At 60.6% G+C, this 21,720-nt stretch carries 20 protein-coding genes; 4 read left to right on the forward strand and 16 right to left on the reverse strand.

Annotated elements, in window-relative coordinates; genetic code table 11:
- From lpdA to eno, 9 genes are all read right to left on the reverse strand, one after another.
- Positions 1 to 1,286 (reverse strand): dihydrolipoyl dehydrogenase (lpdA, locus tag NEZ08_RS03880; protein WP_298103755.1); only part of this gene is annotated, 1,286 nt, incomplete at its 3' end.
- Positions 1,287 to 1,289: 3 nt separating this feature from the next.
- The gene (locus tag NEZ08_RS03885; RefSeq protein WP_298103758.1) at positions 1,290 to 2,651 is read right to left on the reverse strand and encodes a pyruvate dehydrogenase complex dihydrolipoamide acetyltransferase; all 1,362 of its coding nucleotides are present in this window, start codon (positions 2,649 to 2,651) and stop codon (positions 1,290 to 1,292) included.
- 19 nt (positions 2,652 to 2,670) lie between these two features.
- A complete protein-coding gene (locus NEZ08_RS03890) occupies positions 2,671 to 4,068 on the reverse strand; it encodes a pyruvate dehydrogenase complex E1 component subunit beta (RefSeq protein ID WP_298103761.1) in 1,398 nt (465 codons plus the stop codon).
- A 52-nt stretch (positions 4,069 to 4,120) separates the two neighbouring features.
- Positions 4,121 to 5,137, reverse strand: coding sequence for a pyruvate dehydrogenase (acetyl-transferring) E1 component subunit alpha (gene pdhA / locus NEZ08_RS03895; protein WP_298103764.1), 1,017 nt, complete (start codon positions 5,135 to 5,137; stop codon positions 4,121 to 4,123).
- Positions 5,138 to 5,293: 156 nt separating this feature from the next.
- Positions 5,294 to 5,611, reverse strand: a complete 318-nt coding sequence (locus NEZ08_RS03900; protein WP_298103767.1) for a septum formation initiator family protein — start codon at positions 5,609 to 5,611, stop codon at positions 5,294 to 5,296.
- Between the two features lie 83 nt (positions 5,612 to 5,694).
- A complete protein-coding gene (locus NEZ08_RS03905) occupies positions 5,695 to 6,252 on the reverse strand; it encodes an NADPH-dependent FMN reductase (protein WP_298103769.1) in 558 nt (185 codons plus the stop codon).
- A gap of 169 nt (positions 6,253 to 6,421) precedes the next feature.
- On the reverse strand, positions 6,422 to 7,420 hold the full coding sequence (locus NEZ08_RS03910; RefSeq protein ID WP_298103771.1) for an MBL fold metallo-hydrolase: 999 nt from the start codon (positions 7,418 to 7,420) through the stop codon (positions 6,422 to 6,424).
- 288 nt (positions 7,421 to 7,708) lie between these two features.
- Complete coding sequence (locus NEZ08_RS03915; RefSeq protein ID WP_298103774.1) at positions 7,709 to 8,848, reverse strand: zinc-binding dehydrogenase; 1,140 nt, start codon at positions 8,846 to 8,848, stop codon at positions 7,709 to 7,711.
- An 85-nt stretch (positions 8,849 to 8,933) separates the two neighbouring features.
- Positions 8,934 to 10,217, reverse strand: coding sequence for a phosphopyruvate hydratase (gene eno, locus NEZ08_RS03920; RefSeq protein ID WP_298103776.1), 1,284 nt, complete (start codon positions 10,215 to 10,217; stop codon positions 8,934 to 8,936).
- A 133-nt stretch (positions 10,218 to 10,350) separates the two neighbouring features.
- Here eno and queF point away from each other — a divergent pair, with 133 nt between their 5' ends.
- The 3 genes from queF to NEZ08_RS03935 all read left to right on the forward strand — a co-directional run bounded on the left by queF (position 10,351) and on the right by NEZ08_RS03935 (position 12,869).
- Complete coding sequence (queF, locus tag NEZ08_RS03925; RefSeq protein ID WP_298103779.1) at positions 10,351 to 10,839, forward strand: preQ(1) synthase; 489 nt, start codon at positions 10,351 to 10,353, stop codon at positions 10,837 to 10,839.
- Positions 10,840 to 10,937: 98 nt separating this feature from the next.
- Positions 10,938 to 11,990, forward strand: coding sequence for a YeiH family protein (locus tag NEZ08_RS03930; RefSeq protein WP_298103782.1), 1,053 nt, complete (start codon positions 10,938 to 10,940; stop codon positions 11,988 to 11,990).
- Between the two features lie 6 nt (positions 11,991 to 11,996).
- Positions 11,997 to 12,869: a LysR family transcriptional regulator gene (locus NEZ08_RS03935; protein WP_298103785.1), complete on the forward strand. Its 873-nt coding sequence runs from the start codon at positions 11,997 to 11,999 to the stop codon at positions 12,867 to 12,869.
- A 55-nt stretch (positions 12,870 to 12,924) separates the two neighbouring features.
- On the opposite strand, the gene NEZ08_RS03940 is transcribed toward NEZ08_RS03935, so the two are convergent.
- From NEZ08_RS03940 to tpiA, 7 genes are all read right to left on the reverse strand, one after another.
- Positions 12,925 to 14,130, reverse strand: a complete 1,206-nt coding sequence (locus NEZ08_RS03940; protein WP_298103788.1) for an MFS transporter — start codon at positions 14,128 to 14,130, stop codon at positions 12,925 to 12,927.
- Between the two features lie 15 nt (positions 14,131 to 14,145).
- Positions 14,146 to 15,015, reverse strand: coding sequence for a 3-deoxy-8-phosphooctulonate synthase (gene kdsA, locus NEZ08_RS03945; protein ID WP_298103791.1), 870 nt, complete (start codon positions 15,013 to 15,015; stop codon positions 14,146 to 14,148).
- Positions 15,016 to 15,064: 49 nt separating this feature from the next.
- Positions 15,065 to 15,937, reverse strand: coding sequence for a VOC family protein (locus tag NEZ08_RS03950; protein ID WP_298103794.1), 873 nt, complete (start codon positions 15,935 to 15,937; stop codon positions 15,065 to 15,067).
- Between the two features lie 24 nt (positions 15,938 to 15,961).
- Positions 15,962 to 16,288, reverse strand: coding sequence for an NIPSNAP family protein (locus tag NEZ08_RS03955; protein ID WP_298103796.1), 327 nt, complete (start codon positions 16,286 to 16,288; stop codon positions 15,962 to 15,964).
- Between the two features lie 106 nt (positions 16,289 to 16,394).
- Positions 16,395 to 18,026 carry a CTP synthase gene (locus NEZ08_RS03960; RefSeq protein WP_298103799.1) on the reverse strand — a complete coding sequence of 544 codons (1,632 nt, stop codon included), beginning with the start codon at positions 18,024 to 18,026 and terminating at the stop codon, positions 16,395 to 16,397.
- A gap of 184 nt (positions 18,027 to 18,210) precedes the next feature.
- Positions 18,211 to 18,588, reverse strand: coding sequence for a preprotein translocase subunit SecG (gene secG, locus NEZ08_RS03965; protein ID WP_298103801.1), 378 nt, complete (start codon positions 18,586 to 18,588; stop codon positions 18,211 to 18,213).
- 178 nt (positions 18,589 to 18,766) lie between these two features.
- A complete protein-coding gene (tpiA, locus tag NEZ08_RS03970) occupies positions 18,767 to 19,525 on the reverse strand; it encodes a triose-phosphate isomerase (RefSeq protein WP_298103803.1) in 759 nt (252 codons plus the stop codon).
- A 248-nt stretch (positions 19,526 to 19,773) separates the two neighbouring features.
- Between tpiA and NEZ08_RS03975 the strand changes: the two genes are divergently transcribed.
- Entirely contained in the window at positions 19,774 to 21,678 is a 1,905-nt protein-coding gene (locus NEZ08_RS03975) for a peptidyl-prolyl cis-trans isomerase (protein WP_298103806.1), read from the forward strand.
- The last annotated feature ends 42 nt before the right edge of the window (positions 21,679 to 21,720 follow it).

The following is a 21,720-nucleotide window of genomic DNA, read 5'->3' on the forward strand; positions in this document are numbered from 1 at the left end:
TGGATCAATTCTGTGACTTCCGCGCCAATCATGTGGGCGCCAAGCAACTGACCGGTCTTCTTGTCGAAGACCACCTTGACGAGGCCCTGATCTTCGCCAAGCGCAATCGCCTTGCCGTTGCCGACGAATGGGAAGCGGCCGACGCGAACCTCGCGCCCGCCCTCTTTTGCCCTTGCTTCAGTGAGGCCGACCGAGGCCACTTGCGGATTGCAGTAGGTGCATCCTGGGATCAGATTCTTGTCCATCGGATGCGGATGCAGGCCCTTGATCGCCTCCACGCAAATGACGCCTTCATGCTCGGCCTTGTGCGCGAGCATCGGCGGCCCGGCGACATCGCCGATGGCGTAGATGCCGGGAACGTTGGTTTTGCCGTAACCGTCGATGACCACACAGCCGCGGTCGGTCTTGACGCCCAGTTTCTCCAGCCCAAGGTTTTCGACGTTGCCCACGACGCCCACGGCCGAAATCACCCGATCGAATTCGACCGCCTGCGGCTTCTTTCCATCGTCGATGGTCGCGACCACGCTGTCGCTTTTCTTCTCCAGCTTTGTCACCTTGGTGCTGGTGAGAATCTTGATGCCCTGCTTCTCGAATCGCTTGCGTGCAAGGCCGGCGATCTCCGCATCTTCCACGGGGAGAATTTGCGGCAACACCTCAACCACGGTGACGTCCGCCCCCATAGTATGGAAGAACGAAGCGAATTCGATGCCGATCGCGCCGGAGCCGACAACCAGCAGCGATTTCGGCATTTTATCCGGCACCATGGCTTCGAAATAGGTCCAGACCAGTTTCTTGTCCGGCTCCAGCCCCGGCAGCACGCGCGGCCGTGCGCCGGTCGCGATGACGATGTGCTTGGCCTGATAGGCTCCCTCGCCCAGCGCGCCCTTCGGCGCTTCAACCGCGGACTTCTTCACCGTGACCTTGCCGGGCTCGTTGATCGACGCCTCGCCCCAGATGACCGTCACCTTGTTCTTCTTCATCAGGAAGCCGACGCCGTCGTTCAAGCGCTTGGAGACGCCGCGCGAGCGCTGCACGACCGCCTTTGGATCGTAGGCGACATTTTCGGCGGTGAGGCCGTAATCCTTGGCGTGCTGCATGTAGTGGTAGATTTCAGCCGAACGCAGCAGGGCCTTGGTCGGGATGCAGCCCCAGTTCAGGCAGATGCCGCCGAGATAGGATTTCTCGATGATCGCGGTCTTGAAGCCGAGCTGCGCGGCGCGAATGGCGGTTACATAGCCGCCGGGACCCGAGCCGATGATGATGACGTCAAAGGATGTATCGGCCATACGTCAAACCATCATCATCACAGGGTTTTCGATCAGTGTCTTGAAAGCGCCGATCAGCTCGGCACCGAGAGCGCCGTCGATTGCACGATGATCGCACGACAACGTCACGCTCATCATCTGGGCGATCTCGATCTTGCCGCTGCGCACCACAGGACGCTCCTCGCTGGTGCCGACTGCCAGAATGGTCGCGTGCGGCGGATTGATCACGGCGGTGAAATGATTGATGCCGTACATGCCGAGATTGGAGACGGCCGTCGTGCCACCCTGGTATTCTTCCGGCTTGAGCTTTCGCGCCCGCGCGCGGGCGGCAAAATCCTTCATCTCGTTCGAGATCGCCGATAGCGTTTTGGTTTCGGCCTTACGGATAATTGGCGTGATCAGCCCGCCTGGCATGGCGACCGCAACGCCGATATCCGAATGCTTGTGCTTGACCATCCCGCCTTCGGTCCAGCTCACATTGCAGTCCGGGATTTTTTGCAACGCGACGGCCATCGCCTTGATGACGAAGTCGTTGACCGAAAGCTTGTAGAGCGGCCTTTTTTCCTTGTCCTTCGGCGCCGCCGCATTGATCTCCTCGCGCGCGGCAAGCAGCCGGCCGATCTCGCAGTCGATCGTGAGATAGAAGGTCGGAATGGTCTGCACCGCCGCGGTGAGCCGCTGCGCTATCGTGCGCCGCATGCCGTCATGCGGCACGATTTCGTAGCTGCCCGGCTCGAACAGCGCGAGGATCTGCTTGTCCGACATGGACGGTGCGAGCGCAGGCGTTGCGCCTGGGGCAGCCGCAGGTGCCTGCAGCCCTCCGCCGGTTTTGGCTTCCGCCACGTCGCGCGCAATGACGCGGCCATGGGGACCGGTGCCGGCAATCCGGGCAATGTCGATGCCGGCTTCCTTGGCCAAGCGCCGCGCCAAAGGAGACGAGAACGTGCGGCCATGGCCATTTATCTGGGGCGCGGGCGAAGCCGCCTGAGGCGCCAGCGCGGCGGATTGCAGAACTGGCGTAGCCGAAGGAGTTGGCGCGGCAGCAGGCGCAGACGATACGGGCTTTGTCGGCGCAGCTTCCGCCTTCGCGGGCGCCGGCGCGGCCTTTGCACCCGCCGATGCGCCGGCGGCCTTCACATCCTCCCCGTCGCCCGCGAGCACAGCAATGACATCGTTGACGGCAACATCCTGCGTGCCTTCAGGAACCAGTATCTTTGCGATCGTGCCCTCATCGACCGCCTCGACTTCCATGGTCGCCTTGTCGGTCTCGATCTCCGCGATTACATCGCCGGATTTGACCTTGTCGCCTTCCTTCTTGAGCCACTTGGCGAGATTGCCCTTCTCCATCGTCGGCGACAATGCGGGCATCAGGATGTTGATTGGCATGTGCTTGAGCCCCGCTCTGTCAGCGATAACAAACTGCTTTGGCCGCCGCGACCACTTCGGCCACCGAAGGCAGTGCGAGCTTTTCAAGATTGGCCGCGTATGGCATCGGCACATCCTTGCCCGATACGCGCGCAACCGGCGCATCGAGATAATCGAAGGCGTGTTCCATGATTCGCGCCGCGACCTCGGCGCCGACGCCGCTCTGCTGCCAACCTTCCTCGACGGTGACGGCGCGTCCGGTCTTCTTGACAGAAGCGATGATCGTGTCGGTATCCATTGGACGGATGGTGCGGAGGTCGACGATTTCAGCCTCGATGCCTTCCTTCGCCAGTTCGTCGGCGGCCTTGAGCGCATAGCTCATGCCCATGGACCACGAGATGATCGTCACGTGGCTTCCGGTTCGCGCCACGCGCGCCTTGCCGATCGGAATCACGTAGTCGTCTAGCTTCGGCACTTCGCCGCTATGGCCGTAGAGCACCTCATTCTCGAGGAAGATCACCGGATTGGGATCGCGGATCGCGGCCTTCAACAGCCCCTTGTAATCGGCGGCCGAGAACGGCGCGATTACCTTGAGCCCCGGGATCTGCGAATACCAGGCAGCGTAATCCTGGCTGTGCTGGGCGGCGACGCGGGCAGCCGCGCCGTTCGGGCCGCGGAATACGATCGAGCAACCCATCTGGCCGCCCGACATGTAGAGCGTCTTTGCCGCCGAATTGATGATCTGATCGATCGCTTGCATGGCAAAATTGAAGGTCATGAACTCCACGATCGGTTTCAGTCCGCTCATGGCTGCGCCGACACCGATCCCGGCAAAGCCATGCTCGGTGATCGGCGTATCGATGACGCGACGGGCGCTGAACTCCTGCAGCAGTCCCTGACTGACCTTGTAGGCGCCCTGGTATTCGGCAACTTCCTCGCCCATCAGAAACACATCCGCGTCGCGGCGCATTTCTTCCGCCATCGCGTCGCGCAAGGCCTCGCGGATGGTCATGGTGACCATTTCGGTGCCGGGCGGAACTTCCGGATCGGGTGCGACGACAGCAGCGGGCGCTGTGGGTGCGGCATCATCTTTCGGCGCCGGGGTCGGTTTTGCTTCTGCTGCAGGGGAGGCAGACTCAGCCGCCTTCTGCTGCTTGGCGGGAGCCGTCGCCTTGGCGAGGTCGGCCGCGCTTTCGCCGTCAGCCAGAATGGTGGCAATCGGCGTATTGACCGCGACGTCGGCGGTGCCTTCCGGAATCAGGATCTTGCCGAGGGTGCCTTCGTCGGTCGCCTCGACCTCCATCGTCGCCTTGTCGGTCTCGATCTCGGCGATCACATCGCCGGATTTGATCGTCTCGCCCTCCTTCTTCAGCCACTTGGCGAGGTTGCCTTTCTCCATCGTCGGCGAAAGCGCAGGCATGAGTACTTGAATGGGCATATCAACTCCACGGAATCGGTTTTAGAGCGCGCTCATCCAGCGCTACAAACGCTTATCGATAGACGTCGGTGTAAAGCTCGGACACGTCAGGCTCGGGATCGTGCTGCGCGAAATCCGCAGCTTCGTTGACGATCTGGCGAACCTCGGCGTCGACCTTCTTCAACTCGTCTTCGTTCATCTTCGCCGCGAGCAACCGATTCCGGACCTGTTCGATCGGATCCTGATCGTGACGCACCTTTTCCACCTCCTCACGCGTCCGGTACTTTGCCGGATCCGACATCGAGTGGCCGCGGTAGCGGTAGGTCTGCATTTCCAGGATGTAAGGCCCCTTCCCGGCGCGGCACCAGGCGACCGCCTTGTCGGCAGCGGCCTTCACCGCGCGAACGTCCATGCCGTCGACCTGCTCGCCGGGGATGTTGAAGGAGATGCCACGCTTGGAAAAATCGGTCTGAGCCGAAGAACGGGTCACCGAAGTGCCCATGGCATAGCGGTTGTTCTCGATCACGTAGATCACGGGGAGTTTCCAGAGCTCCGCCATGTTGAAGCTCTCATAGACCTGCCCCTGGTTGGAGGCACCGTCGCCGAAATAAGTCAGGCTGACGAAATCATTGCCGCGATAATGATTAGCGAACGCAAGTCCGGTACCGAGCGAGACCTGGGCTCCGACGATGCCATGGCCGCCGTAGAAATTCTCGGCCTTACTGAACATGTGCATCGAGCCGCCCTTCCCCTTGGAGTAGCCGCCGCGGCGTCCGGTCAATTCCGCCATCACGCCCTTGGCGGCCATTCCGCAGGCAAGCATATGCCCGTGGTCGCGGTATCCCGTTATGACCTGATCGCCCTTTTTCAGGGCCATCTGCATGCCGACGACAACCGCTTCCTGGCCGATGTAGAGGTGACAAAAGCCGCCGATCGCGCCCATGCCGTAGAGCTGACCGGCCTTCTCTTCGAACCGGCGGATCAGCAACATGTCCCGCAGTGCTTTTAGCTCTTGTTCCCGCGTAAAGGGCGGTGGCGCCCCCTGCTCCTGAACGGCTTCATTGGCGGCGCTTTTTTTAGGAGGGACCATGGCGTTTCCGAGTGAAGGGAGGCGAATTTGCTTTCTCTAGCTCAACTCAAACCGCCTTAAAAGGATTTGCGTGAGCTCGAAATGGCTCCTCATACCGCAGTGCAATGCGGCACGACATTTTCGAAATCTATTTCAGACAAATTTGTAATTTGACGATCAATTCGAATGAATGATCCGAACGAGGTCGTGCGGGTTGGCATAGTCAAGCTGGTAGCGCGCGCGTTCGTCGAGCATATCCGGATCGAGCCGGTCGGAACGCAACAGCGAGACGCGCTGCTCACCTTGGCTCCGCTCTTTTTTCAGACGTGCGAGCTCAGCTGTCAGCGTGATGATTTCCTGATCGAGTTCCTGCCGCGCATTGAGCCCATACCTTCCGGTATAGGCGTTGACCCAGAAATAGCCGATCATTCCTGCCGCCATGGTGTAGAGGGCAAGACCGGTCAGAAACGATTTGAGGCGCCTGCGCGATACCATCGGTTCGCAACATGCGACGGACCGGTTAAGGGAGTGCTAACCACGCCCTTAACGCCGCCCATCCAATAAGGCGTTCATCTGACCTATTTGTTCTGCTTGTCGACGAAGGCGGCAAAGGCGTCCAGGTATTGCTGGAGCACCTTTTGCAGGGACTCCTTGGTAAGATTGCCCTTCTCGTCGAAGGCATCCCCAATCCCGTTCAGATAAGTTTCCGGCTGGCCCATGATCGGACCGGAAATGCCCGGCAAGATGTTCTGCAAATGCTTGGCCGCGGAGACGCCGCCGAGAGGTCCGGGCGAATTGGAGACAATGCCGACCGGCTTGCCAAGAAACGAACTCTTGCCATAGGGCCGAGACGCGACGTCGATGGCATTCTTCAGCACGCCGGGAATGGAGCGGTTATATTCTGGCGTCACGAAGATCACGCCAGCCGACCTCTGAATCCGCTCCCGGAAAGCCAGCCAATCGGCGGGCGGGTTCGCCTCCAGATCCTGGTTGAAGAAGGAAATGCCGTGCGGCGTCACGACCTCGAGCTTCAGCGCAGGCGGCGCCAGCTTGGCCAGAGCATTGGCGATTTTGAGGGTGAAGCTCTCTTTGCGGAGGCTACCGACGAGAGCGAGAATGTGGTGGGGGATCGACATGGTGTTTCCTTTGGAAGCGCGGGTCTGGTTTCGGTGCAAACCTAGCGGCGTTTGAGAAAGATGCAAGTGCATGAACCGGCCGATCACGCCGTTCTGAAACATCTCCCCAACAAAAGATCAGGCCGCCCGAGAGAGGCGGCCTGATCGGAAAGCGCCAAGTAATCCGGGCTTACAGCACCGGATTGAACGCGATCGGAATGAGGCGATAGCCGTTACCGTCCTTCTCGACATGTCCGACGGCCGGGAACGGGTAGTGGAAGCCGACCACCGTCGCCTTCTCGGCCACGGCCATGTCATAGAACTTGTGCCGGGTCTTTTGGGCAAGGTCGGGATCAGCATCGTAGGCAACATGCCAATCCGGATTGCGCAGGAAGAACTCGGGGATATTCGTCACGTCCGCCGATATGAGTATCTTCGAGTTGCCCGAAGCCAGGGCGAACGAGGTGTGTCCCGGTGTATGACCGGGTGTACCGATCGACGTCAGACCCGGCAGAACCTCCTTGTCCCAGTCGTACTTCGTCACGTTCTTTTCGATGCCGGCGTAGATCTTCTTCACGTTGGCAAAGTAGTTCTTCATCATCGGATTGGATTGAGCCTTGGCGGCGTTTTCCTCGCTCATCCAGAAGTCCCAGTCTTTCGCCGGCACCATGATCTCGGCGTTCGGGAACGCCATCGAATTGTCCGCGGCGCGGATGCCGTTGGTGTGGTCAGGATGCAAGTGAGACATGAGGACCACGTCGATGCTCTTGGGATCGATGCCGGCCGCAGCAAGATTTTGCAACACCCGGCCGACCTGACCCTTCGTCGCATTGAAGGCCGAGATGCCATTGCCGCAGTCGAGCAGGACGAGCTTGCTGCCGGTATTGATCAGTTGCGGGTTGAAGGGCACCGTCACCATGCCCTTCGGCATGTATGCAGCTTCAGCGGCTGCGATCGCCTGATCCTTGCTGACATTGGTGACCCAGTTGTCCGGCAGCGGGAACGAGCGCGCCCCATCGTTGATTGACGTGCATTCGATGCTGCCGACCTTGTAGCGATAGAAGCCCGGCGCCTGCGCGGTGGCGGCAGGTGCCGTCGCGTGAGCCTCTTTTGAGGCAAGCGGAAGGATGGACGCGGCGCCAATGGCAGCGGCACCGGCCAGCAGGTCGCGGCGACTCAGATCATTCATGGCATTCCCCCTTTTAGGTCTTGCTTGGTGATTTTCGGTTGTCATGGCGGGCGCGAATGTTCTCCCGCCGCGCCACAAAGGCAAGTCAATTTGCCGTACGCGAGGCGACCTTAGGCCAACTCCTTGGCCCAAGGGTTAAAGCCCAAGCCAGCAATCACTGCGATATCGGCTGCGGGGAGTCAGTATCCAACGTATCTCAGTGCCGCGAACGCGAACGCCTACTCTCGTTTTGCAGAATGTGGAGATAAGCCATTGATATTACGAAAAATCACCGAGAGAAAAACTCCGTTAGGCCTTGTTGGGATTGATCAGGTACTTCTCGCCGGTTGCGCGTCTGCCGTAAACCGCAAGGTGGGAGAGTTGGAGCGCCTCCTGCAATGAGACCACTTGCGTATAGTGACTCGCGAATGTGGTCTTCAACTCGGAAACGACACGCTGGCGAAGTTTTGCCATCTCGGTCGGCCCGACCTTCATCAAGAACGGAAACAATAGCCAGCCGCCGACGCTCCAGGTCATTCCGAACGACCGATACAATTCGGTTGGGCCGGGATCGAGCATGCCGTAGATATAGACCTGCTTGTGCACGTTGGAGCCGTAGCGGCTATAAACCTTCGCGCTCCTGTTGATCGCAGCTTCCATGCAGGCGAGAATTTGTCCGGCAAGCTTGCCTCCGCCGATCGCATCAAACGCAATTGTCGCACCGGTTTCGGCAAGTGCCTCGGTCAAATCTTCCAGGAATGTCGGCGATGTGGAATCGACGATGTGCTTGGCGCCGATCTTGTGCAGGATCTCGGCCTGCTCCGGCTTTCTAACGATGTTGACCAGCGCGACGCCGTCCTTGAGGCAGATCTTGTTCAGCATCTGCCCAAGATTCGAGGCGGCAGCGGTGTGCACCAGCGCCTTATGCCCCTCTCGCCGCATCGTCTCGACCATACCGAGAGCGGTGAGCGGATTGACGAACCACGAAGCGCCTTCCGCCGGCGCGGTACCTTCCGGGAGCACCGCACAGTCGCTGACCTTGATCGTCCTGTATTGCGTGTACATCGCCCCGCCGATCATCGCGACGTTCTTGCCCATCAGCGCCTTTGCGGCATCCGAAGATCCGGCCCGGATGACCACGCCCGCGCCCTCATTGCCGACCGGCATGGACTGATCGAGCCTCCCCGTCATCGCCCGCATCGCCGCATCAGGGACGCGCGCCGTGATGATCGGCGCGTCCTTGCTGCCGGCGGCTTTTACGGTGCTCATATCGGCCGCGCCGACCAGAAGACCAAGGTCGGACGGATTGATCGGGGTCGCTTCGACCCGGACGACGACCTCATCCGCCGAAGGCTCCGGCGTCGGGACGTCAACCAGTGATATTTCCAGTTCGCCGCTCTTCTTGATCTGCGAACGCAGTTGCAGTCCGCTTCTGCCCTCGGCGCTCATGACATCTCCCATCAGGTCTGTTGCGCCGATGATCTCCGGCTGGCTGCGAAACGCAAGCCTGAAGCAGCCTCGCGACGCCGCAGCTTCAGGCCAGCGCTTTCAGCGCCGCGCGCCCGGCATATTTCGCCTGTGTGCCCAATTCCTGTTCGATGCGCAGCAACTGGTTGTACTTGGCGGTACGGTCCGAACGCGCCAGCGAGCCGGTCTTGATCTGCCCGCAGTTGGTGGCCACGGCGAGATCGGCAATTGTGGAATCCTCGGTTTCGCCCGAACGGTGCGACATCACGGCGGTATAGCCGGCCTTGTACGCCATTTCGACCGCCGAAAGCGTTTCCGTCAGCGTCCCGATCTGGTTGACCTTGACAAGGATGGAGTTGGCGCGGCCGTTCTTGATGCCGTCAGCCAGCCGCTTCACGTTGGTGACGAACAAGTCGTCGCCGACGAGCTGGCATTTGCCGCCTATCAGATCGGTCAATTCTTTCCAGCCCTCCATGTCGTCTTCCGACATGCCGTCCTCGATCGAGACGATCGGATAGCGGGACGCGAGATCTGCGAGATACCTCGCCTGCTCGGAACGCGAGCGGGTCTTTTTCTCGCCGCCGTAGACGTAAGAACCCTCCTTGAAGAATTCAGTCGCCGCGCAGTCGAGCGCCAGCATGACGTCATGGCCAGCCTTGTAACCGGCCTTGCCGATCGCGCCCATGACGAACTCGAGCGCCGCGTCCGCCGAGGGCAAGTTCGGCGCGAAACCGCCTTCGTCGCCGACGTTGGTGTTATGACCAGCCTTCTTCAACTCCGACCGTAAGGTATGGAAGATCTCCGAACCACAGCGCAACGCATCGGCAAAGGTCGAAGCCCCGACCGGCATGATCATGAATTCCTGAAAATCGATCGGGTTGTCGGCATGAACGCCGCCGTTGATGATGTTCATCATCGGCACCGGCAAGGTCCGCGCCGAAGTACCGCCGACATAGCGATAAAGCGGCATGTCGAGCGATGCAGCCGCCGCTTTGGCGCAGGCGAGCGAAACGCCGAGAATGGCATTGGCCCCCAACCGGCTCTTGTTCGCCGTGCCGTCGAGATCGATCATGATCTGATCGATCTGCACCTGCTGCTCGACCGCCATATCGCTCAGGGCATCGCAGATCTCGCCGTTCACGGCGGCGACCGCCTTTTGCACGCCCTTGCCGAGATAGCGCGCCTTGTCGCCGTCGCGCAGTTCGACCGCTTCATGCGCCCCCGTCGAAGCGCCGGATGGCACGGCTGCCCGGCCGAAAGAGCCGTCGTCCAGAACGACGTCAACTTCAACCGTGGGGTTGCCGCGGCTATCGAGAATTTCGCGGCCGATGATGTCGACGATAGCTGTCATGAAAAGCCTCTTGAGAAACGAGCGGTTGGAGGGGTTGGGCAGCTTCTACAGCAAGCCGATCGGACGGAAAAGGTTGCGTTAGCGGTGACGGGAAAAAGCGAACGGGCTAAAAGGTGAGCAACGGAGACCGATTATGTCCAGGAAGCCACGAAAGGCGCCAAAATCCCTCATTCCGCGGTCCGACTTGCAGCTCGGCCGTGCCGTCGAATGGCCCTCCAGGCCCGAGGCTGCAAGACTCGACCGCGTACCCAATCCGCAAAAGGACACGAATTATGTCGTGCGGTTTACCGCCCCGGAATTCACGTCATTATGCCCGGTCACCGGTCAGCCCGATTTCGCGCACCTGGTCATTGATTACGTTCCCGGCCAGTGGCTCTTGGAATCGAAATCGCTGAAGCTTTATGTCGCGAGCTTTCGCAATCACGGCGCTTTCCACGAGGATTGCACGGTCATGATCGGCAAGCGGATTGCCACAGAGATCAAGCCGAAATGGCTCAGGATCGGCGGCTATTGGTATCCACGCGGCGGCATCCCAATCGATGTATTCTGGCAAACCGGCACACTGCCGAGGGGAATGTGGATACCCGACCAGGGAGTGGCACCCTACCGAGGCCGCGGCTAAATTCACACGTAAAATCGATTGATTTAACGATTATAATCTGTTGGATTGAACGATCAAACGTCCCGATAGTCGTTGGGCAAATGAAGGAGCCCGACGCTATGACCCACCGCGTTTCATCGCTCACGTCCAATGTCGACCTCGTCAGTTCGAATCTCAGACGGGCGCTGGCCATCGTTCCGGGCCTTCTGTTGGCCTCCATGGTCGCGGCATCGACCTATTGGTTGCGCGAGTTGCCGGGAATGACCGCGTTCAGCCCGCTGATCCTGGCGATCCTGATTGGCACTGCCGTTCACAACATCGTCGGAACTCCTGCCGTCGCCAAAGCCGGCGTCGCCTTCAGCATGCGACGGCTTCTGCGCATCGGCATCATCCTGCTCGGGTTTCAACTGACCGTCAGCCAGATCATCGAAGTTGGGCAGCGCGGCTTTCTCATTATCGCCACAACGCTTCTGACTACTTTCGTGTTCACGGTTTCGATGGGAAGGTTGCTGGGCGTCGACCGAAAGCTGGCGCAACTGATTGCGGCAGGTACCTCGATTTGCGGTGCTTCCGCCGTTATCGCCACCAACACGGTGACAAATGGAGACGACGAGGATGTCGCCTATGCGGTGGCCTGCGTGACGATCTTCGGATCGGTCGCGATGTTCGGTTATCCGCTTCTTCCCGCACTGTTGCACCTGGATCCGCATGCCTTCGGATTATGGACCGGTGCTTCCATCCACGAGATCGCGCAAGTGGTCGCCGCTGCTTTCCAGTACGGGAAGACCGCAGGAGAATTCGGCACGATCGCAAAACTGTCGCGTGTCGTCCTGCTGGCCCCCGTCGTGATCGCGCTGGGCTGGCTCGCATCTCGCAATGCGACTGTGCGAGCGTCTGGCTCCACCGTTTCCCAGCGGCCGCCGATGCCGTGGTTTGTGCTGGGCTTCGTCGCGGTCGTCGGACTGAACAGCCTGATCACGATTCCGGCTGCGGAACGGACACAGATAGTGGCCGTCACAACGTTCCTGCTGTCCGTCGCCCTTGCGGCCATGGGGCTGGAAACCGACCTCCGCAAGCTCATGGCCAGGGGCATCCGCCCGGCGCTGCTGGGCGCACTGGCGTTCCTGTTCATTGCGAGCTTTAGTCTCATGCTGATCAAACTGTTTGGATGAGGACGAATGACCCTGGAACAGCTGCGCATTTTCGTAGCCGTCGCCGAAAAACAGCACGTCACGCGCGCCGCAAACGAATTAAATCTCACCCAGTCGGCTACGAGCGCTGCGATCGCGGCGCTCGAGGCGCGTTACGGCATCAAGCTGTTCGATCGCGTCGGTCGTGGCATCGCGCTGACCCAGACCGGAAAAGACTTTCTTGTTGAAGCCCGAGCGGTTCTGACCCGCGCCAGGGACGCCACGCAGGTTCTCAATGACCTCGCCGGTCTGAAGCGCGGTTCGCTTTCCATTGCGGCAAGTCAGACAGTCGGAAATTATTGGCTGCCGAGCCGCATACAGGCCTTTCACGGCGCCTATCCCGGCATCGACTTGCGCTTGACGATCGCCAACACTGAACAAGTGGCACAGGCCGTGCTGCGCGGCGATGCCGATCTGGGTTTCGTTGAGGGCGAAATCGACGCGGACCTCGTGACCAGGAGGATTGACGGCGACAGGCTCATCCTGGCCGTCGGAGCCCGGCATCCGTGGGCCAGCCGAACCAAAGTCTCGGCGAAGGACTTGCCGACGACGACGTGGGTGCTGCGGGAAAGAGGCTCTGGCACGAGGTCGATGTTCGAAGCCGGGTTACGCCAGCACGGCGTTAAATTGACAGATCTTCGGATTGCGCTCGAACTGCCCTCCAACGAAGCGGTACGCTCTGCGGTCGAGGCTGGCGAGGCCGCAACCGCCATCTCGGATCTGGTAGGAGCGCCGTCCATTGCAGCCAGGACGCTCCACCGCGTCAAGTTCGACCTGCCGCGCCGATCGTTCTACATCCTCCGCCATAGGGAGCGGCACGTCAGCCGCGCCGAAGACGCCCTGCTTAGGTCCCTCGGCTAGATTGGCGTTTCGGCCGCTTTGTTCAGCGAGCCGTTTCCCAGGTGGCTCAAAGACGCTAGGCAGCCATGCTGGCATCCGCTGGCGGCCTCTGCCGCAACAGCCGCGCGCAAGCAAAGCCGAGTGCGGTGATGATGACCGCGCTGGTCAATAGCGTGGCCATCTTGCCGGCGCTCTGAATACCGAAGCCATAGGCGATCGGGCCGACCGTCTGGCCCATGAAAAAGAAGAACGAATGCAGCGCGAGTGCCGTGGCGCGGGCCTCGACCGAGAGTTCGCTTGCGAAAACCTGCAAGCAGCCGTGGATCATGTAGAAGCCCCAGCCCATCAACAACAGGCATGCGACCTGCACCTTCCATCCCGGACCAAAGCCGATGGCCGCCAGTTGAAGGCCTACCAGGGCCGCGCCCACGATCATCATGCCATTGACGCCGAGCCGCGGCAGGAAACGCGAGACAGTCAGGGTGTAAAACAGTCCGCCCACGGCAAATCCGGCGATCACGATACCCGCGATTGACAGCCTTGTCTCACCGAGATCGAACAGAAACGACGCGATATACGGAAACAGACCGAGCACGCAGCACCCTTCAATGAACACGGCGGCGTAGCAGAGCGCATTGGGATTGGCGAAGATGGTGCGATAGCCGTGTCGGAGCGTCCTGAGGTTGGTTTTCGGAACATGGACGATCGCCTTGCCGCGAAAGCCGGCGGTAACAGCGACCGAAGCTGCGACCACCAAAAGGCCGAGGATCGCGAGCACACCGCGCCAGCCGAGAAAGTCGCCAATCACCCCGGAAAACGATGCCCCTAGGAGGTTGCCCGTCATCGAGCCCGCTAGCGTGCGCCCGATCGCGACCTGACGCTTTTCGGCTCCGACGAGATCGCTGGTGAGGCTGAGCGCAACCGGAAACACGCCGCCGGAGCCGACCCCGGCGAGAATGCGGGTGGCAAACAGAAGCGGAAATGATGTCGCCATCGAGCCAAGCATGTTGGCGAGTCCAAGGATCGCGAGGCACGCAATCATCAGGCGGACTTTGCCGAACAGGTCGGCGGCTGCACCCAACACCGGCTGAACCACGGCGAAAGTGAACGCAAATACGGCGGCAAAACTCGCAGCCGTCGTAATACTGATGCCAAATTCCTCTGCAATATGCGGCAGCACGGGATCGAGCGCGCGGGCGGAAAGGCTGGCCGCAAAGGTTGCGATCGCAATGATGTTGATCGCTGGCGGCATGCGATCCAGCCGCGGCACCGTCTGCGGCATCAGCGCGTCACATTCTCAGGCATTGTTTTCAAGCATTGTTTTTTGAGTGCTCTTGGCGAGCTTGTCGAAAGCCATGAGATTTCGCAGGAGGCCTTCGAACTCGCGCAACGGCACCATATTGGGTCCGTCGGAGGGTGCGTGGTCCGGATCGGGATGGGTTTCGATGAACACGCCGGCAACACCGACAGCCACCGCCGCCCGCGCCAGTACCGGCACAAACTCTCGCTCCCCACCCGAAGCCGTCCCCTTCCCGCCAGGCTGTTGCACCGAATGGGTCGCATCGAAGATCACGGGCGCGCCGGTGGTGCGGGCCAGGATCGGCAGCGCGCGCATGTCCGACACCAGCGTGTTGTAGCCGAACGAAGCGCCACGCTCGGTGACCAGGACCTTGGGATTTCCGGCACCCGTGATCTTGGCCACGACATTGGTCATGTCCCACGGCGCGAGGAACTGTCCTTTCTTGACGTTGACGACCTTGCCGGTGGCCGCAGCTGCCAGCAGCAGATCGGTCTGACGGCACAGGAACGCCGGAATCTGCAAGACATCGACGGCTTGGGCGACTTCCGCGCATTGGGCGGATTCATGCACGTCGGTCAGCACGGGCAAGCCGAGCGCGGCCCGTATTTCAGCAAAGATCGGCAACGCTTGCGCCAGCCCAATTCCCCGCGCGGCGGAGGCGCTGGTTCGATTGGCCTTGTCGAAGGAGGTTTTGTAGACAAGGCCGATCTTCAAACGGTCCGCGATTTCCTTCAGCGCCGACGCCACCTCAAGTCCATGGGCGCGGCTCTCGAGCTGGCACGGACCGGCGATGATCGAAATCGGCAGGCGATTGCCGAATTTGACCGGCCCAACATCAACGATCTCTGCGGCGGAAACGGCGTTCAATGGTCTGGGTCCTGTTCGGGCGCGACCATGCCGGGCGCGGAGATTGGGATCAACTCTCTTTTGCAGCTTCGAATATCAGGGTTGCGCCAAAGGCCTCTTTCGGCGGCAGAACCAACTTTTCGCCATGACGCCTGACGGCCAGCCCGTTCTGCCGATGCAGAGCCTCGGTCCGGCTCGGGTCGGCGACGGCAAAGCGCAGGGCGTTCAGCATGATCCCCGCGCCGCCCGCCTCGACCGGGAAGCCCAGGAGATCGCGAGCCGCCGACGGATTGAGAATATCGATAACGCCATTCTCCGTCCGCGCGGCCACGCCACCCTCGGTCCTGACAGGTTTCACCCCCGAATAGGCCTCGAGAAACCCCCGATGACTTGCCGGATCGTTGGCAATCATCACCACGCCGGCAATGCGTTGCGCCGCGTTGGGATGGTTCTGAAACGACGGATTCCAGAAATTCTCCGGAAAATGATGCTGACATGCGGCGAAGCCCAGATCTGGCGAATGCGGCTCGGCCGCAAAGGCGAGCGAGAACGCCAGCTTCACCGTGCGACCGTCCGCCCGTTTTCCTTCGCGGGCGAAATCGAACACTTCGAATGCGCCGATACCAGCTGCCTCGAATGCGCGCGCATCGGTCGCCGCGTCGCGGCTATTGAGCAACAGCATCGAAAATCCTTCGCGGCGGGCGAGGAAATCTCGGCTGAAGGCGCCGAACGAGAAGAGACGCGGCCGGTGCGGCAGGATCTTTTCGGGTTCGGCGACTTCGAGAATTTCGATGTAGCAGTTCGTCAGCTGGACGATGCGGTTATGCGTGCCCCACGGATGTCGATTGCGCGCGCCCACCGCGAACCCGGCGCGGACATAAAAATCCGCCGCCGCGTCCAAGTCGCGCGCCGCATGCACAACATGATCAAGGCCGTGGGGCATGGCCGGATCTGGCAACCACGGATATTACTTCACCGATGAGAACGAGGTCGGTACCAGCAATTGGTTGACGATGTTGGCGACGATCTGCCCGTCGGCCTCGGTCTTCGCGCGCGCCTCGATCCACTCCGGATCGCTCTGAAACGCCGCCCATTTCTTGTCGCGGTCGGCCAGCGATTCCCAGGCGAGCAGATAAGTCAGTTCCTGATTGGACTCACCGACCAGCGTGGTGAAAAAGCCGGCTTGGCGGATGCCATGCTTTTCCCACAGCTTCAGTGTGATGGTTTCAAAGCGCTTGAGCAGCGCCGGCAAGCGGCCGGGCACGCAGCGGTAGACGCGGGTTTCATAGATCATTGAGCACTCCCTTTGACTTTCTTCTTGGCGGGCGAGCGTCTTTTCGCAACAATCCGCAGGCCCGTCAAAGGCCTGCGGCGGTCAAATCTGCGCTAAGATGAGCCGATTACACCAGCCGGGACTGGGCCATGGCAGCCTCGATAAAGGAGGCAAAGAGCGGGTGCGGTTCGAACGGGCGAGATTTCAGTTCGGGGTGGAATTGCACGCCGATGAACCAGGGATGGTCCTGGTATTCGACAATCTCGGGAAGGATGCCGTCGGGCGACATTCCCGAGAAACGCAGGCCATGCTGCTCGAGCCGGTCCTTGTAGGCAGTATTGACTTCATAGCGGTGACGATGGCGTTCCGAAATTTCGGTGGCGCCGCCATAGACCGCCCATACCCGGCTGCCGCGCCGCAGGCTGGCCGGATAGGCGCCGAGCCGCATCGTACCGCCGAGATCGCCATGCTTCGATCGGCGCTCCAGCTCGTTGCCGCGCAGCCATTCGGTCATCAAACCGACAACCGGCTCCGGCGTCGGCCCGAACTCGGTGGAATTGGCGTCCGCGATGCCGACGAGGTTGCGGGCGGCCTCAATGACCGCCATCTGCATGCCGAAACAAATGCCGAAATAGGGCACGTTCCGTTCGCGCGCAAACTGCGCCGCCTTGATCTTGCCCTCGGCGCCGCGCTGACCGAATCCGCCCGGCACGAGGATACCGTTGACGTGCTCAAGAAATGGCGCCGGATCCTCGTTTTCAAAGACCTCGCTCTCGATCCAGTCGAGGTTGACCTTCACCTTGTTCGCAATGCCGCCATGCGACAACGCTTCGATCAGGGATTTATAGGCGTCCTTCATGCCGGTGTATTTGCCGACGACGGCAATCGTCACCTGGCCTTCCGGATTTCTGATCCGCTCATTAATGATGTGCCAGCTCTGCAAGGCCGGCGGAATTTTCGAGGTGATGCCAAATGCCGCCAGCACCTCGTCATCGAGACCGGCGGCGTGATAGGCTTCCGGCACGGCATAGATGTTATCGACGTCGCGCGCCTCGATCACCGCGCTCTCGCGCACATTGCAGAACAGGCCGAGCTTGCGGCGCTCCTCTTTCGGGATCGGTCGATCGGTACGGCATAGCAGGATATCCGGCTGGATGCCGATCGAGCGGAGTTCCTTCACCGAATGCTGGGTGGGCTTCGTCTTGAGCTCGCCGGCGCTCGGAATGAACGGCAACAGCGTCAGATGAATATAGATCGCGTGATCGCGGGGCAGATCGTTCTTGACCTGGCGGATAGCCTCGAAGAACGGCAGCCCCTCGATGTCACCGACCGTCCCGCCGATCTCGCACAGCACGAAGTCGAAATCGTCGTTGCTGTCGAGGATGAAATCCTTGATCGCGTTGGTGACGTGCGGGATCACCTGGATGGTGGCGCCGAGATAATCGCCGCGCCGCTCCTTGGTGATGATGTCCTGGTAAATTCGCCCCGTGGTGATGCTGTCGGCCTTGGTGGCGGGGCGCCCGGTGAAACGCTCATAATGACCGAGATCGAGATCGGTCTCCGCGCCGTCGTCGGTCACGAACACTTCGCCATGTTGATAGGGCGACATCGTGCCGGGATCGAGATTGAGATAGGGATCGAGTTTGCGCAGCCGGACCTTGTAGCCACGCGCCTGCAACAACGCTCCGAGAGCCGCCGATGCCAGACCTTTTCCGAGCGAGGAAACCACGCCGCCGGTGATAAAGATGTACCGCGCCATGGGACTCAACCTTTAAGCCCACTGCTCCGATTCGCCAAAACGAAAAGGCTCTTCGCCGCGAAATTTTCGCAGGCTGTGGGTGACGCTAAAATCAACGATATATCAGAAGCTTGATATGGACTGCTGATACGAGATGGTAGAGGGCCAAGCTGCATAGCCCTCCCGCTTGATGTCCAACCGCGTCTTACTGCGAGTGCGGCGCTTCCGGGCCGGACGGCGCCGGCTGGTTTTGCTGCTGCTGCTGATCGGATTTCTTGAGCGAATCCAGAATGCCTCCGCTCGATGGCGTCGCTGGAGTTCCCGGCTGCGACTGCGAGGTCGGCACAATCGAGCTTGGCTTGCGATCGTAGCTGGCGAGCCATGACAAAAGCAGGCTGGTCGCAAAGAAGCCGACTGCAAGCACCGCAGTCGTGCGAGTCAGGAGGTTGGCCGTGCCTCGGCTCGACATGAAGCCGGCGCCGCCACCCATGCCCAAGCCTCCGCCTTCGGATTTTTGCAGCAGGACGGTCGCAATCAGCGTCGCGACGATCATCAAATGGATTACGATAATGACAGTCTGCATTTCGACCTTTCATCCCAACCGAAGGTGCCGGCGACCGGTTTCGGTTTTGCGGGGATAGATTTGGGCCGCGTGTTACACGATTGCATGGGGCATTGTCACCCCCGGCCGGATCCCGCGCCGGATCGAATTCGCCGCTTGCGGTGCCGGGACTTTCAGATCGGCGGTACCAGACTTCCAGCTAGGGACAACCGGCTGCAATCGCAAGGAAGTCGGAGGCCTTGAGGCTCGCCCCGCCGACCAGTGCGCCGTTCACGTTGGCTATCCCCATTAACTCCCGCGCATTGGACGGTTTGACCGAGCCCCCGTAGAGAATACGCATCCGGGCGCCCTCCCCGCTAAACCTGGCAATCAGAGTCTCCCTTATAAACTGATGAATCTGCTCGACATCCTTGGCCGTCGGGGTCAAGCCGGTGCCGATCGCCCAAACCGGCTCATAGGCCACCACCAGATTGTCCGCACGAGCCCCCTCGGGCAGCGAGCCCTGAAGCTGGCCCCGGCAAATCTGAAGTGTCTGCCCGGCATCGCGCTGGCTCTGGGTCTCCCCAACGCAGACGATGGCTGAAAGCCCCGCACGCCACGCGGCTTCGGCCTTCTGCCGTACCAAGGCGTCGCTTTCGCCATGGTCGGCACGGCGCTCCGAGTGACCGACAATGACGGCGCTTGCGCCCGCATCGGCCAGCATTTCGGCGGATATATCGCCGGTGTGGGCACCCGAGGCCTTGGGATGACAATCCTGACCGCCAAGCCCTATCCCTTGAAAGCCGGCCAGTTTCGCCGCAAAACCGGCAACCAGCGTGGCCGGCGGACAAACCAGGAGATCTGCCTTGCCAGTCACCTGCGCAGTACCCGCAATAATGGCGTCAAACTCGGCCATCGAGGAACGCAGACCGTTCATTTTCCAGTTGCCGGCGACCAGCGGCCGAATGGTGGGGCTCATATCCAAAAAGTTCCTTTAGGGGAGCAAAGTCAGACCATTCGCTAGCAGAGCCTATCGAAATCGGCCAGATCGGCCCAAGCCAACCGGTGTGCAGCCGTTAACTCTCTCAATTGCGGCAATGCCCTGGTTGCGAGGGAATAGCTGCCACTTTATGATGCGTTATCAATCCGGTGACGCCCTTTTGCGGCATTTGAAAACGAATTCCGTGGGCTGCCGCCGGTTCCCTCCTGCCAACAAGTTGGACCCCTATGCTTCGAGGAATGCGCAAAGCCTCATCAAACTGGCTCGGCAAAATTATCATGGGCACCGTCATGGGGGTCCTGATCGTCAGTTTCGGCATTTGGGGCATCGCCGACATTTTCAGGGGGTTTGGACAATCGACGCTGGCCAAGGTCGGCCACACGGAGATATCGACCGAGCAATTCCGCCGGATATTCACCGATCGCCTCCAGCAACTCGGCCGGCAATTTCACCGTCCGATATCGAACGAACAGGCTCGCGCGCTGGGTATTGACCGGCAAGTGCTACAGCAGACCATTGCCGAGACGACGCTGGACGAGGAAGCCAGGCGGCTCGGGCTTGGACAGTCCAACGAGGAAACGCTGAAGACAATTCTTGACGACCCGGCCTTCAAAGGCGCCAACGGCGCGTTTGATCCGGTGCGCTTCGAGGGATTGATCCGCCAGCTCGGCTACAGCGAACAGGGTTTCCTAGCCGAGCAGCGTCGGATACTGCTGCGGCGTCAGATCGCCGGAAGCGTCGCCGCCGGCTATCAGCCTCCGAATGTGCAGTTGGAGGCCTTGGCGCATTTCCAGAACGAGCAGCGTTCGATTGAATACCTGAAGCTGAGCGCCGCGCAGGCCGGAACGATTGATCCGCCGTCGCCAGAGGCTCTTGCTTCTTATTTCGAGGAACGTAAAACCCTGTTCCGCGCGCCTGAATATCGCAAGGTTTCCTACGTTGCCGTCACTCCGGCGGAAATCGGTAAATGGGAAGACGTCTCCGACGCAGACGCCAAAAAGGTCTTTGAGGAACGCCGCGAGACGCTCGGCACGCCCGAGCGGCGCGAGGTCGAACAGATCGTCTTTCCCAACAAGGACGACGCCACGGCCGCACGCAACCGCATCGCCTCGGGCACGTCCTTCGAAGACATCGCCAAGGAACGCGGTCTCAGCCAGTCGGACATCGATCTGGGCTTCATTACAAAGTCGCAGATGGGAGATCCCGCAATCGCCGATGCCGCCTTCTCCCTGCAATCGGGCGAGGTCAGCCAGCCCGCGCAGGGCAAGTTCGGCTTCGCGCTCGTCAAGGTCGGCAAGATCGAGCCGGGGGTAGCACCGACCTATGAGGCCTACGCCTCGCAGATCAAGCAGGATATTGCGAGCGAGCGGGCGCGCGCCAAGATCGGCGAATTGCGAGACAAGATGGAAGACGAGCGTGGCGGCGGTGCGAGCGTCGCCGAGGCCGCGAAAAAGCTCGGTCTGAAAGCAGTGACCATCGACGCGGTAGACCGCTCGGGCCGCATGCCCAACGGTCAGCTGGCGGATATTCCGCACGGGCTCGACCTGGTTTCGCAAGCCTTCAACAGCGACGTCGGTGTCGATAACGACCCCATTTCCTATGACGGTGGCTACGTCTGGTACGATGTTCTCGGGATTACCCCGTCGCGGGAGCGAAGCCTGGACGAGGTCAAAGATCAGGTTGAAGCGCGATGGCGAGCCGATCAGATCTCGAGCAGGCTGCGCGACAAGGCCAATGAAATGGTCAAGAAGCTTGATTCCGGCGGCAAGCTCGCCGAGGAGGCGACCCAGATGGGATTGAAGGTCGAAACCGCGGCATCATTCAAGCGCGACGCATCCCTGCCCGGCCTTAACGCGGGCGTCGTCGCCGCCGCGTTTCGTACCGCCAAGGACTCCGCCGGGCAGACGCCAGACCCGGCTGAGAACGGCTGGATCGTGTTCCGTGTCACTGATGTCACGGTGCCGCCGGTTGACCTCGCCTCCGATGAAATGAAGAAGCTAAAAGACAATCTTCAGCGCGCAGAGGTCGATGAACTGCTTGCGCAGTACGTGACCAAGCTGGAATCCGAGATCGGCACCAGCATCAACGAATCCGCCTTCGCACAGGCAACCGGAGCAAGCAGCGGCAACTGATCCTCCACACTCGAAGGTCCTGTTGTTGCGATTTCCTGAAAG

Origin of the sequence: Bradyrhizobium sp., from assembly GCF_027451485.1 — a bacterium.
Taxonomy (GTDB): domain Bacteria; phylum Pseudomonadota; class Alphaproteobacteria; order Rhizobiales; family Xanthobacteraceae; genus Bradyrhizobium.

Coding starts and splice junctions, on each gene's coding strand:
- NEZ08_RS03910 (WP_298103771.1), bottom strand. CDS start 7,420: ATGAATGATCTGAGTCGCCGCGACCTGCTGGCCGGTGCCGCTGCCATT.
- NEZ08_RS03900 (WP_298103767.1), bottom strand. CDS start 5,611: ATGGTATCGCGCAGGCGCCTCAAATCGTTTCTGACCGGTCTTGCCCTC.
- NEZ08_RS03915 (WP_298103774.1), bottom strand. CDS start 8,848: ATGAGCGCCGAGGGCAGAAGCGGACTGCAACTGCGTTCGCAGATCAAG.
- secG (WP_298103801.1), bottom strand. CDS start 18,588: ATGCAGACTGTCATTATCGTAATCCATTTGATGATCGTCGCGACGCTG.
- NEZ08_RS03955 (WP_298103796.1), bottom strand. CDS start 16,288: ATGATCTATGAAACCCGCGTCTACCGCTGCGTGCCCGGCCGCTTGCCG.
- NEZ08_RS03950 (WP_298103794.1), bottom strand. CDS start 15,937: ATGCCCCACGGCCTTGATCATGTTGTGCATGCGGCGCGCGACTTGGAC.
- NEZ08_RS03935 (WP_298103785.1), top strand. CDS start 11,997: ATGACCCTGGAACAGCTGCGCATTTTCGTAGCCGTCGCCGAAAAACAG.
- NEZ08_RS03890 (WP_298103761.1), bottom strand. CDS start 4,068: ATGCCCATTCAAGTACTCATGCCTGCGCTTTCGCCGACGATGGAGAAA.
- NEZ08_RS03940 (WP_298103788.1), bottom strand. CDS start 14,130: ATGCCGCAGACGGTGCCGCGGCTGGATCGCATGCCGCCAGCGATCAAC.
- queF (WP_298103779.1), top strand. CDS start 10,351: ATGTCCAGGAAGCCACGAAAGGCGCCAAAATCCCTCATTCCGCGGTCC.
- pdhA (WP_298103764.1), bottom strand. CDS start 5,137: ATGGTCCCTCCTAAAAAAAGCGCCGCCAATGAAGCCGTTCAGGAGCAG.
- eno (WP_298103776.1), bottom strand. CDS start 10,217: ATGACAGCTATCGTCGACATCATCGGCCGCGAAATTCTCGATAGCCGC.
- tpiA (WP_298103803.1), bottom strand. CDS start 19,525: ATGAGCCCCACCATTCGGCCGCTGGTCGCCGGCAACTGGAAAATGAAC.
- NEZ08_RS03905 (WP_298103769.1), bottom strand. CDS start 6,252: ATGTCGATCCCCCACCACATTCTCGCTCTCGTCGGTAGCCTCCGCAAA.
- NEZ08_RS03930 (WP_298103782.1), top strand. CDS start 10,938: ATGACCCACCGCGTTTCATCGCTCACGTCCAATGTCGACCTCGTCAGT.
- NEZ08_RS03975 (WP_298103806.1), top strand. CDS start 19,774: ATGCTTCGAGGAATGCGCAAAGCCTCATCAAACTGGCTCGGCAAAATT.
- NEZ08_RS03885 (WP_298103758.1), bottom strand. CDS start 2,651: ATGCCAATCAACATCCTGATGCCCGCATTGTCGCCGACGATGGAGAAG.
- NEZ08_RS03960 (WP_298103799.1), bottom strand. CDS start 18,026: ATGGCGCGGTACATCTTTATCACCGGCGGCGTGGTTTCCTCGCTCGGA.